The sequence below is a fragment of the Prevotellamassilia timonensis genome, assembly GCF_021531665.1.
Lineage (GTDB): Bacteria > Bacteroidota > Bacteroidia > Bacteroidales > Bacteroidaceae > Alloprevotella.
This window is the reverse complement of record NZ_JADYUH010000030.1, coordinates 24,021-31,256: the sequence shown is the minus strand read 5'-3', so window position 1 is coordinate 31,256 and position 7,236 is coordinate 24,021. Positions and strand designations below refer to the sequence as shown.

Sequence of the window (7,236 nt, the reverse complement as noted above, 5' to 3'; positions counted from 1 at the left end):
CCTTCCTCAACTGACAAAAGTTCATCTCTAAGAAATCAAAAATCAACTCAACCTAATTTTTAGAACACCCCTCAACTGACAAAAGTTCATCTCTAAGAAATCAAAAATCAACTCAACCTAATTTATAGAACACCCCTTAAATGAAAGAGCCGTGTGCTTAGGAAAAGAATTGAAGTAGTGACGAAAAAAGTTTTGAAACTCTTGTGTAACTTTGCAGTGCCATTAAGGGCATCATTGATGATCTGGGTGAGCTGGTCAAGTGGCTGAAATTCCATTAGCAAATTGGTTTTTGTGATGGCTTCTAATCCACTAATTCTTAACTACTTGACCAAATTGAAACGCTTGTTTTCGGTCTCTTAGGCTATTATTACCATCTATTTTAAGAATCGTTGTTTATGGTCGTCTGACAGGTGTATAAGTTCCTGTCATAGGTGCTGCATATATGACGTAACATATTATAAATGAATCTATAAAAAGGAAATTAACTAAGTATTGAAACAATATAGACAATGGCATTAGCAATAAACATAGAAGACCTGCTGAACAAGCAGAAGATTGAATCCAATAGAATTGAGTTTAAGAAGGGTTGGAATCCGGCAAGCATATATCATAGCGTATGTGCTTTCGCCAATGATTTCGATGACCTTGGTGGAGGGTATATTTTGGTAGGCGTAGATAGTGATGACGCGGGAATGGCTATTCGGCCTGTGGAAGGTGTACCCATTGAGAAAATTGACGGCATTCTTCAGGAGATGGTGGGTTATAACAATAAATTGTCACCATACTATATGCCCAGGACAAGTGTTGAAGAAGTGGACGGAAAGCAGGTGCTGGTGATATGGTGTCCTGCCGGTATCAATCGTCCTTACTCTGTGCCTGAGAATGTGACGGCAAAGAGTGGCAGCAAAGAGTATTTCTACATTCGTAGTGGTACAAGTAGCGTCATTGCCAAGGGAGAAGTGCTGGATGAACTGCGTGAGTTGGCCAGTCGTGTGCCATTTGACGAGCGCGGCAACGACGATATTCAGTTAGAGGACATTTCGCTGGTACTACTTCGCGACTATCTCGTTAAGGTAGGTAGCAGATTGGCTGACCAAGTGGCAACAACACCTCTACCAAAGATCCTTGACCAAATGGAACTATACACGGGACCAAAAGAGAACCACTTGATTCGCAATGTGGCAGCCATGATGTTTTGCGAAAATCCGAGCAAGTTCTTTCCCTACACTCAGATTGACGTAGTGACATTCCCGAATGGAAAGCTAAAAGATCCGAATAATTTCACGGAAGTGACATTCAAGGGTAGCGTCTCACAAATGATAAAAGAAACAATGGGGTACATCAAGAGCAATGTGCTCAAAGAACATGTACGCAAAGTTTCAGGAAGGCAAGAAGCAGACCGCTTTTGGAACTATCCCTACGACGCAATAGAAGAGGCAGTTGTGAATTCAGTATATCATCGGGATTTCATGCAGCATGAACCTATTGAGATAACTATTGAGCCATCGGGAATATCAATCCTTAACTGTCCAGGTCCCGACCGCAGTATTCCCAAAGAGGATATTAAAAGAGGTGATATGCTTAAGAGCCGTCGCTATCGCAACCGCCGTTTGGGTGACTTCCTGAAAGAACTGGACTTGACAGAAGGCCGCTCAACGGGTGTCCCGACCATTCAGGCCAAACTGGCTGAAAATGGTTCTCCCCGTGCTGTCTTTGAGACGACCGATGATCGCCTGACGTTCTTGGTGACAATTCCTGTTCATGAAGGATGCAACAAAAGTTCGGAGATGGCTCCCGAAAGTTCAGAGAAAGGTTCGGAGAAAAGTTCGGAGAAAACCCAAAATAGTTCGGAGAAAAGTTCGGAGAAAATCCTTAATTTAATCAAGAACAAACCGACAATATCTGCTGCTGAAATAGCCATGGAAATAGATATGTCAGCACGAGGTGTCGAGAAACAAATCCGCAAACTTCGTGAGGCAGGTATCATTAAGCGCATCGGTGCTGATCGTGGTGGCTATTGGGAAATCACAGTTACGAAAAAAGACAAATAAAAGTGATATAGAGATGTTGTTCGGAAAAAGATTAACTTACATCCTCGCTACTTTAACCCAAGTTTGATGCATAAAAAATTGAAGTGCGTGGGAACGGCAAGGTAGCATGATTCGGAACCACACTTTTCGTTTCGCCACTGCCGATTTCGCGGAGTTCAATGTGCTTTGAGCCAAAGTAGAGGGAAGGGGTGAGTCGGAGTGCCCGTGATTCGTGAGTTTCCGTTCTCCGAGCACGCCGACGGAGAATCTGAAGCTGGTTCTGGACACAACGCTGCTGGGCGTGACTCGTGAGAATCAAGCCGAGACAGGTCAGCAGAAGAATGAAACGACGTTTTTTCATGAGAAAAGGAAATGTTGATGAACTCCGCAGGGCAGGGACTTTTTGCGCCGGCAGTTGTTTACTTTTCCGCAAGTCATTGATTGATGTATGGTAGATGCTGCGTGCCGGCAAGTGTTCTACACGACTTCCTTCAGCGACTTCCTTTCGTCCTTCCTCGTCTTTTCTCGTCATTTCTCGTCATTTCTCGTCATTTCTCGTCATTGTGGGCATTACGTCGGACGAAGCCCGCTTTTTTTCGTAACTTCGCCGCGTGAAAATTTTCATAAGTTTCTGAAACACCTTTTCATACCACACGAAAATCATGCAATTCCTAATCAACTTCGTACTCTCCAACCTCAACTACTGGTGGGTTTTTGTATTCATGGCAGTGGAAAGTTCTTTCATTCCTTTCCCCTCGGAGGTGGTGGTTCCGCCTGCCGCGTTTCTCGCCATGACCCCCGACAGTACACTGAACATCCTGCTTGTGGTGTTGGTTGCCACCGCCGGAGCAGACCTCGGCGCACTCATCAACTATTGGCTTGCGCGTTGGCTCGGTCGCCCCTTGGTCTATCGTTTCGCAGACAGTCGTTTCGGTCACATCTGCTTGATTGACCGCGCGAAGGTTGAGCACGCCGAAGCCTATTTCCGCGACCACGGCGCCGCCTCCACCTTCTTCGGTCGTCTCATTCCCGCCGTCCGCCAACTCATCAGTATTCCCGCCGGACTCTCCGGAATGCCGATGGGAAAGTTCCTCCTCTACACAACCCTCGGCGCCGGAATCTGGAACTCCGTTCTGGCATTGCTCGGCTGGTTCATCTTCAAGAGCTTCCCCGTCAGCTCCACCCGTGAAGTAGCCGACTTGGCTGCAAAATACAGTCATGAGATAGGCTACGTCATTCTCGGGCTTGCCGTCTTCGTGGTCGCTTTCCTCATCTACAAAGCCCGCAAATGATGTTCCGACGTTTTTATTCCTTTCTCCTTTTTTTCGCTCCGGTTCTCTCAGTCGCCCTCTTCGCTCAGTCTGCCCCTTTTGAAGAGAAAGGCGTCAGTGAACATCAGTGGACCTGGGGCATCGGTGGTGCGAACGTCCTTGACACCTATCTTTCCCCGTTGGAATATGTGGGTCCCGACTTTGCCGTCACTCACCGCACGGAGCGACTTGCACGCTGGGGAAAGGGAAACGTGACGACCCACGCTTTCTATTCCGCCCACTTCGCCTATCTTCATTCGCCCACTGACGACGCCAAGGAACTTGATTCGGAGCTCACTGCCTCGGGCGGTTGGCTCTACAATTTCCACCCGTCCTCCCACTGGCGCTTCGGGGTGGGCGGTCTGATGGAACTGACGACCGGTTTCACCTATAACACTCGCGGAACAAACAACCCGGCGCAGGGGCGACTCGGCACGTCCCTCCTTGCCTCCGTCCTGGCAGAATATCATTTCAAACTGAAGAAACGTGACGCCCTCGCCCGACTCACACTCGACGCACCCATGTTGGGAGTTCAGTTCTCGCCGGAGTATGGGCAGTCCTACTACGAGATTTTCTCCCTCGGACACACCTCCGGCATCCTCCACTTCACCCACCCCGGTAACGCACCGACCTGCCGCCTCGCTGCCACCGTGCAGTTGCCCCTTGCCGGAGCACGCATCACTCTGGGCTACGCGGGCGACGTCCGACAGTTTGACAGTGCCGGACTGAAACGCCACGCCTGGCGCAACTGTTTTCTCATCGGCTACACCCGCCAACTGAAGTTGCTTCGCAAGTGACACAACGAACCTCCAAGTCGCCCGTCAGATTGTCCCCTATTTTCTTCTAAAACCTCCTCACGTGAAACGCTTCCTCCGACTTCTTCCGCTTCTTCTCTCATTCGTCGCAAGCCTGACACTCGTCTCCTGCGTCACGGAAGACGTGCCCGCCGACACCAGGGCGGGTAACTTCGAGTCCCTTTGGCAAACACTCGATGCTCGCTACTGTTTCTTCCCTCTCAAAGCGGAGGAATATGGTCTTGACTGGAACGAAGTTCGTCAGCGCTATGCGCCGCGCGTCTCGGAGTCCATGACGCAGAAGCAGTTGTTTGAGGTTTTGGGAAACATGATTTGTGAACTCCGCGACGGTCACGTAAATCTCTATGCCGCCCACGACGTCGCCCGCTATGGCGCCTGGTTTGACGACTATCCCATGAACTACAGCGACTCGCTCGAGCGTAAGACCCTGGGAAGGACTGAGGACTACGCCAACGCCTCCGGGTTGAAGTATCGGGTGCTGGACGACGGCATTGGATATGTTCGCTGCGCCACCTTTGAACTTCTCTTTGGCGAGGGGAACCTCAGCGAAATCATGCAGGCGCTCGCGCCCTGCCGCGCTTTGATTGTCGATGTGCGTCAAAACGGCGGCGGTCTGCTGACAGCGGCGCAGCGTCTCGCCTCCCTGTTCGTCAACGAGCCCACGGTCGGCGGCTACATCTGCCACAAGACCGGTGCCGGGCACCAGGACTTCTCGGCACCCGAAGTCATTGAAATCAAACCCTTTGAGGGACTGCGGTGGCAGAAGCCCGTTGCCGTGCTCACCAATCGTCGCACCTTTTCTGCCGCGAACGCCTTTGTGATGTATCTCAAGGGACTTCCGAACGTCACCATCGTCGGCGACCGCACGGGCGGCGGCTCCGGCATGCCCTTCAGTTCCGAACTGCCCAACGGGTGGAGCCTCCGCTTCTCTGCCTGCCCCCTGCTGGACCGCGAAATGAAACACACCGAATCCGGCATCCTGCCCGACGTGAAAACGGACATCACGCCCGAGGACTATGCCCGCGGCACAGACACCATCCTCGAAACGGCACGCCGCCTCCTCGCCGAGAAAGCGAATGGCGAAGCGGGAGAATGAGGGGACAGAGGAAATCTGCGAAACGGGAAACATACACCTTATTATATATAGCAACGCGAAACTTTTTGGCGAAAGGCAGAGAGACGCGCTGTTTGACACACATAGGCAGTTTCCGGCGTTGCGTTTTCGGGATTACCCGTAACATTTCTATCATAATGCTGAAAAATTGGAGGGAGATTTGACGTTTTGTAAAAATATTCTTACATTTGCACCCAACATCAGCGTTTTATACACATGAAAGCTATTCTAATTGTTCGACTTAGCAGCCTGATTAGCCTGCGTACTGAGGGTACGCGGAAGTGAACTGACTGCATGTCGGGCATTGTTTTTTAGCCCACACAAACGTGTGATGCCTGCTTTGTTCCTCACTTCCGTTTCCGGATTTGAGGATTATTTTTTAGCACACCCCTTCAACCAAACAGTCCTCCCATGAGCGAAAGACTTTACATTTTTGACACCACCCTCCGCGACGGCGAACAAGTGCCCGGATGCCAGCTCAACACGATTGAGAAGATTCAAGTCGCCAAGCAGTTGGAAAGCCTCGGCGTCGATGTCATTGAAGCCGGCTTCCCCATCTCCAGCCCCGGCGACTTCAATTCCGTCATCGAAATCTCCAAAGCCGTCACCTGGCCCACCATCTGCGCCCTCACCCGCGCCGTGGAAAAAGACATCGACTGCGCCGCAGAAGCACTTCGCTTCGCCAAGCGCAAACGCATCCACACCGGAATCGGAACCAGCGACAGCCACATCAAATATAAGTTCAACTCCAACCGCGAAGAAATCATTGAACGCGCCGTGGCAGCCGTGAAATATGCCCGCCGCTTCGTCGATGATGTGGAGTTCTACGCCGAAGATGCCGGACGCACGGACAACGAATATCTTGCACGCGTCGTGCAAGCCGTGGTCAATGCAGGCGCGACGGTGGTGAACATCCCCGACACAACGGGCTACTGTCTGCCGCACGAATACGGCGAAAAAATCAAATATCTCGTGGAGCACGTGGACGGAATCGGCGAGCGCGCCATCCTTTCCACTCACTGCCACAACGACCTCGGCATGGCGACCGCCTGCACCCTGGCGGGCGTGCTCAACGGAGCCAGACAGGTTGAAGTCACCATCAACGGAATCGGCGAACGCGCCGGAAACACTTCGGAAGAAGAAATCGCCATGATTCTCAAGTGTCACAACCTCGACATCCAAACCAACATCAACACGCGCAAGATTGCTGCCACAAGCCGTATGGTCAGCTCGCTGATGAACATGCCCGTCCAAGCGAACAAAGCCATCGTCGGACGAAACGCCTTTGCTCACTCCAGCGGTATTCATCAAGACGGCGTGTTGAAAAACACTGAAACCTACGAAATCATCAACCCTAAGGACGTCGGCATCGATGACAACTCCATCATCCTCACCGCACGCTCCGGACACGCCGCACTGAAGCACCGTCTGGAAGTCCTGGGCATCGAAGTCAGCGAAGAGAAACTGAACGACATCTATTCCGCCTTCCTCGCACTCGCCGACAAGAAGAAAGAAGTGACCGACGACGACATCCTCGTGCTCGCCGGAGCAGAGCGCGCCGCCTCCCACCAAATCAAGTTGGACTACCTGCAAGTCACCAGCGGTCTCGGCGTGCGCCCCATCGCAGCCATCTCCCTCGACATCGCCGGCGAAAAGTTCCAAGCCGCCGCCGAAGGAAACGGACCGGTCGATGCAGCCATCCGCGCACTCAAACAAATCATTCGACGCGAGATGACACTGAAGGAATTCACCATCCAAGCCATCAACAAAGGCTCCAACGACGTCGGAAAAGTGCACATGCAGGTTGAACATGAAGGCTCCGTCTATTACGGCTTCGGTGCCAACACCGACATCGTCGCAGCCAGCGTGGAAGCCTATCTCGACGCCATCAACAAGTTCAAAGCCTGAACGCCGAGGCATGCACTATCATAACGACACATTATTATATATATAGCACACAGACTCTA

At 51.5% G+C, this 7,236-nt stretch carries 6 protein-coding genes; 5 read left to right on the top strand and 1 reads right to left on the bottom strand.

Annotated elements, in window-relative coordinates; genetic code table 11:
* Positions 1-509 precede the first annotated feature (509 nt).
* On the top strand, positions 510-2,051 hold the full coding sequence (locus I6E40_RS06485; protein ID WP_235386226.1) for an RNA-binding domain-containing protein: 1,542 nt from the start codon (positions 510-512) through the stop codon (positions 2,049-2,051).
* 52 nt (positions 2,052-2,103) lie between these two features.
* Here the strand turns inward: I6E40_RS06485 and I6E40_RS06480 are convergent, their stop codons facing one another.
* Positions 2,104-2,391: a hypothetical protein gene (locus I6E40_RS06480; RefSeq protein WP_235386225.1), complete on the bottom strand. Its 288-nt coding sequence runs from the start codon at positions 2,389-2,391 to the stop codon at positions 2,104-2,106.
* A 301-nt stretch (positions 2,392-2,692) separates the two neighbouring features.
* Here I6E40_RS06480 and I6E40_RS06475 point away from each other — a divergent pair, with 301 nt between their 5' ends.
* The 4 genes from I6E40_RS06475 to I6E40_RS06460 all read left to right on the top strand — a co-directional run bounded on the left by I6E40_RS06475 (position 2,693) and on the right by I6E40_RS06460 (position 7,177).
* Positions 2,693-3,322: a DedA family protein gene (locus tag I6E40_RS06475; RefSeq protein ID WP_235386224.1), complete on the top strand. Its 630-nt coding sequence runs from the start codon at positions 2,693-2,695 to the stop codon at positions 3,320-3,322.
* Positions 3,322-4,137 carry a DUF3316 domain-containing protein gene (locus tag I6E40_RS06470; RefSeq protein WP_235386223.1) on the top strand — a complete coding sequence of 272 codons (816 nt, stop codon included), beginning with the start codon at positions 3,322-3,324 and terminating at the stop codon, positions 4,135-4,137. Before I6E40_RS06475 ends, I6E40_RS06470 begins: the two co-directional genes overlap by 1 nt.
* A gap of 61 nt (positions 4,138-4,198) precedes the next feature.
* The gene (locus I6E40_RS06465) at positions 4,199-5,251 is read left to right on the top strand and encodes a S41 family peptidase (RefSeq protein ID WP_235386222.1); all 1,053 of its coding nucleotides are present in this window, start codon (positions 4,199-4,201) and stop codon (positions 5,249-5,251) included.
* Positions 5,252-5,680: 429 nt separating this feature from the next.
* Positions 5,681-7,177: a 2-isopropylmalate synthase gene (locus I6E40_RS06460; RefSeq protein ID WP_235386221.1), complete on the top strand. Its 1,497-nt coding sequence runs from the start codon at positions 5,681-5,683 to the stop codon at positions 7,175-7,177.
* The last annotated feature ends 59 nt before the right edge of the window (positions 7,178-7,236 follow it).

Coding starts and splice junctions, on each gene's coding strand:
- I6E40_RS06485 (WP_235386226.1), top strand. CDS start 510: ATGGCATTAGCAATAAACATAGAAGACCTGCTGAACAAGCAGAAGATT.
- I6E40_RS06480 (WP_235386225.1), bottom strand. CDS start 2,391: ATGAAAAAACGTCGTTTCATTCTTCTGCTGACCTGTCTCGGCTTGATT.
- I6E40_RS06475 (WP_235386224.1), top strand. CDS start 2,693: ATGCAATTCCTAATCAACTTCGTACTCTCCAACCTCAACTACTGGTGG.
- I6E40_RS06470 (WP_235386223.1), top strand. CDS start 3,322: ATGTTCCGACGTTTTTATTCCTTTCTCCTTTTTTTCGCTCCGGTTCTC.
- I6E40_RS06460 (WP_235386221.1), top strand. CDS start 5,681: ATGAGCGAAAGACTTTACATTTTTGACACCACCCTCCGCGACGGCGAA.